Annotated in this window: 3 protein-coding genes; all 3 read left to right on the forward strand. The window is 40.6% G+C overall.

The features are described from left to right. A partial coding sequence (locus tag AC29Z1_RS13650) for an HsdM family class I SAM-dependent methyltransferase (protein ID WP_488272004.1) occupies positions 1 to 709 on the forward strand: 709 nt, incomplete at its 5' end. Beyond that, positions 696 to 1,850, forward strand: a complete 1,155-nt coding sequence (locus AC29Z1_RS13655) for a restriction endonuclease subunit S (protein WP_488272005.1) — start codon at positions 696 to 698, stop codon at positions 1,848 to 1,850. The genes AC29Z1_RS13650 and AC29Z1_RS13655, both read left to right, overlap by 14 nt. 20 nt (positions 1,851 to 1,870) lie before the next feature. Beyond that, positions 1,871 to 4,798: DEAD/DEAH box helicase family protein (locus AC29Z1_RS13660; protein ID WP_488272006.1), on the forward strand; the 2,928-nt coding region annotated here is incomplete at its 3' end.

Here is a 4,798-nt window from a genome sequence, read left to right on the forward strand (position 1 = left end):
CTTATCCGAGCAGAACACCGACACCAATAAATACACCCTAATCCTGACCAATCCGCCATTTAAGGGATCGCTTGACTATGATGCGGTAGCAAAAGACTTACTTAAAATAGCCAAGACTAAAAAAACCGAACTTCTTTTCCTGGCTTTAATGCTAAGAATGCTTAAAAAAGGCGGCAGATGCGCTTCCATTGTGCCGGATGGAGTGTTATTTGGTAGTTCTAAGGCACATGTTGCTGTTCGTAAAGAGATTATTGAGAATCATAAGCTGGAAGCTGTTATTTCAATGCCCAGCGGTGTGTTTAAACCTTATGCCGGGGTGTCTACGGCAATCATCATTTTTACTAAGACTGGTGCGGGCGGTACAGATAAAGTCTGGTTCTACGATATGCAGGCAGATGGGTATTCCCTGGACGATAAACGTAATCCGATAGAGGAAAATGATATACCGGATATTGTGGCTCGGTTTAACAATCTGGCAGCAGAAGTTGAGCGGAAGCGGACAGAAAAGTCGTTTTTTGTGCCGAAAGACGAGATTGTGGCAAACGGATATGATTTGTCGATCAGTAAGTATAAAACAGTTAATCAGGAAATTCAAAACTATGAAAAACCTGAAGTAATATTAAGTTTTATTGAAGAAATAGAGAAAGAGATTTTTCAGGGTATTTTGAGCCTACAACAGATGTTGAGGGGTAATAATGAGAGTAAATAAATATAAGCTAGGAGAATTAGTAAAGATAGATTCCGGATATGCATTCAAATCAGAATTTTTTAACGAGGCGGAAGGGATGCCAATTATCCGTATCCGAGATGTAAGTGCCGGTTATTCTAACACTCGATACAAGGGAGAATATGATAACCGCTATATTGTGAATAACGGCGACTATCTTATAACTATGGATGGAAACTTTAAAATTAGCGAGTGGAAAGGTGGAGTTGCACTACTTAACCAGCGGGTTTGTCGTATATCAGTTGTATCAGACAAATTAGAAAGAAAGTATTTATATTATTTTTTGCCTGCAGAGCTAAAAAGTATTGAGGTCCGAACACCATTTGTTACCGTTAAGCATCTATCTGTTAGTGATATTAATGATATTATAATTCCTCTCCCATCCATCGAAATTCAAAGGAGAATTGCCGTTATTTTAGACAAAGCACAGGAATTAATTGATAAACGCAAAGAGCAGATTAAAAAACTGGACGAACTTGTGCAGAGTGTGTTTTTGGATATGTTCGGTGATCCTGGAATGTTGGATTGTTTACACGAACAATCAACTTTTTTGTCGAGTATTTGTTTAATTAATCCACCTAAGAGCGAGCTTGTTAATATTGATGATGATACTACAGTAACTTTCTTGCCAATGGCTAACGTAGATGAAGATGGTAATATTAACTTATCTGAAGTACGAACGTTGGCAGAAGTAAAGAATAGTTTTACATATTTTAGGAACGGTGATGTTTTGTTTGCTAAAATAACGCCATGTATGGAGAATGGCAAAGGCGCAATTGTTAACGGACTTAGAAATGGTATTGGGTTTGGGTCGACGGAGTTTCACGTTTTGCGCCCTCGTAAGAATATTAGTAGTGAATGGTTGTACTATTTAACAAAAATGAAGAGTTTCCGGAAGCAAGCAGAAAAAAGTATGACTGGTAGTGCAGGACAAAAGCGTGTCCCCAAACAATTCCTGGAGTCTTATAAGGTAGTTATACCACCACATGAACTTCAGTGTAAATTTTCAGCATTTGTTAAAAAAACCAAGCAACAAAAATCCCTCATGCAGCAAAGCCTCACAGAAATGGAAAACAACTTCAACAGCCTTATGCAGCGGGCTTTCCGGGGAGAACTATTTTAGTCACTTAGGGGGCTACATAGATGGTATCAAACTTTTCTTTTTTGCAAAAGGAGAATCGCTTTACCACCTTTGCTGGTGCTTGTATGGAAGCCGAATGCAGCTTAGCTGTCAGTCCGGCGACGACGGCCATATTAGCTCGTCGCGCCCTTGAACTTGTGGTAAAATGGCTCTATGCCTCTGATGCCGACCTTAAGGTTCCTTACCATGACAATCTCTCCAGCTTAATTCATGATCGCAGTTTTCTCGACATCATTGAACCAGACTTATTTCCGTTAATCAAGTATATTGTCAAGCTCGGCAACTTAGCTGCCCATACTAGCAGCGGCATCAAACGTGAAGAAGCGGTATTATCTTTACATAACCTGCACCAATTTGTTTCTTGGATTGCTTATTGTTATTCCAAAGATTATCAGAAAATCAAATTTCGGGAAGACATATTGCCCACAGGGGGCGAAAAGCACGTTAGCCAAGAGGAATTAGAGAAGCTTTTTAACGCCTTAGGCGAAAAGGATAAGAAATTATCTGATATCGTAGCTGAGAATCAAAAACTGCGCGATGAACTCAAACAGTTGCGTGAGAAAAACACCAGGGAGCACGATTTTGATGTCAATACTATTAGCGAGTTTGAGACGCGTAAACGATATATTGACCTGGATATCAAAGAGGCTGGCTGGAAGTTTGGACAAAACTGTATCGAAGAATATCCTGTTGAAGGGATGCCCTATGGCAGCGGCCAGGGCTTTGTTGATTATGTACTTTTCGGGGATAATGGACTCCCGTTGGCAGTGATTGAAGCCAAGCGTACCAGCAAAGATCCTAAGGTCGGTCAGCAACAAGCCAAGCTATATGCTGATTGTCTAGAGGCGAAATTTAAACAGCGGCCAGTAATTTTTTACACTAATGGTTTTGACACATATATCTGGGATGATGTTAACTATCCGCCCAGACCTGTCTCCGGATTATACTCTAAAGATGATCTGCAGCTGTTGGTTAACAGACGCTCCAGCCGGGTATCTCTTAGTAGCATCAAGATAAAGGACAACATTACCAATCGCTATTATCAAAAAGAAGCGATCAAAGCGGTTTGCGAATCGTTTGAGCGTGGGGACCGTAAGGCCCTACTCGTCATGGCAACTGGCAGTGGCAAAACCAGGACGGTCATTTCCTTAGTCGATGTTCTTGCCAGGCACAATTGGGTAAAAAACGTGCTATTTTTGGCCGACCGAACCGCGCTAGTCAGTCAAGCCTATAAAAGCTTCAAACAACTATTGCCCAATATGTCGATTTGCAACCTGCTAGACGGCAAAGAAAATCCTGGAAGCCGGGTTGTATTTTCCACCTATCCGACTATGATGAACGCTATTGATGATACCAAGAGCGATAACGGACAAAAATTATTTACTGTGGGTCATTTCGATTTGATTGTTACCGATGAAGCCCATCGCAGTATTTATAAGAAGTATCAGGCAATTTTTACATACTTTGATGCTTTGCTTGTCGGGCTAACGGCTACTCCCAAGTCGGATATCGATAAAAATACCTACAGCATTTTTGATCTCGAAAACAACATGCCTACGTTTGCTTATGAATTAGAGCAGGCAGTCGAAGATAATTATCTTGTACCCTACCGTACCGTAGAAACAAAATTAAAGTTCATGCAGGACGGGATTTGCTATGATGATTTAAGTGACGAAGATAAGGCGAAATACGAGGAAACTTTTGCTGATGATGAAGATATCGACGACCATATAGCCAGTGCGGCACTTAACCAATGGTTATTTAATGCCGACACCATCGATACAGTCCTGCAAATATTAATGGAGAAAGGGATTAAAGTTGATGGCGGCGATAAGATCGGCAAAACAATTATTTTTGCCAAGAACCATAACCATGCGGAGTTTATTGCCGAGCGGTTTGACAAACTTTACCCATTCTCAAAAGGGCATTTCTGCAGGGTTATTGATAATAAAGAAAAATACGCGCAGAACCTAATTGATACATTCTCGGACAAAAACAAACTGCCGCAAATCGCCGTTAGCGTCGATATGCTGGATACCGGAATTGATATTCCCGAGATCGTAAACCTCGTCTTTTTCAAAAAAGTACGCTCTAAAGCTAAATTCTGGCAGATGATCGGACGCGGAACTCGACTTTGCGAAGATCTGTTTGGGGTAGGACTAGATAAACAATTCTTTTATATTTTCGACTTCTGCGGCAATTTTGAGTTTTTCCGGGTAAATCCGAATGGGGTGGATACCGACTACACTGAGAGCATTATTGAGCGACTATTCAAACTAAAGGTCGATGTAATCAAGGAGTTACAGCATCTGGACTATCAGACAGAAGACTATGTTGCGTTTCGCAATCAGTTAGTTAAGGAAGTTGTTGCCGATATCGGTGCCTTGAATCGTAACCATTTTGCGGTAAAACAAGCGTTGAAATATGTGGAAAAATACTCAAGTCTAGCCGCATGGAATCAGCTCGGGTCAATTGATGTGCAGCTAATAAAAAATAATCTCGCACCACTTGTTTTTTCGAATGATGATGACGAACTTGCCAAACGCTTTGACTGCGTAATGTTTACGCTTAAGTTAGCGTTGCTTACCAATAGGAAGGCTTTTCGTGCTCAGAACAGTGTCATCAAAACTGCTGAAAGGTTAGCTGCTTTAGGAAGCATTCCACAAGTGTTCGCCAAACGAGAATATATCCAAAAGGTGCAAACGCAAGAATACTGGGAATGCGCGACAGTTTTAGATCATGAGGAAATGCGGCAAGCTTTGCGAGATCTCATTAAATTCATAGAAAAGCAAGACACAAAGGTTTACTATACCAATTTTACTGATAAATTGCTGGTAATGGAGAGTAACGAAGCACTGTATGAAACAAGTGTATTTGAAAACTATCGTAAAAAGGTTAATCGATATATTCGTGAACATGAAGATCATATC

Source organism: Sporomusa sp. (genome assembly GCF_057736855.1).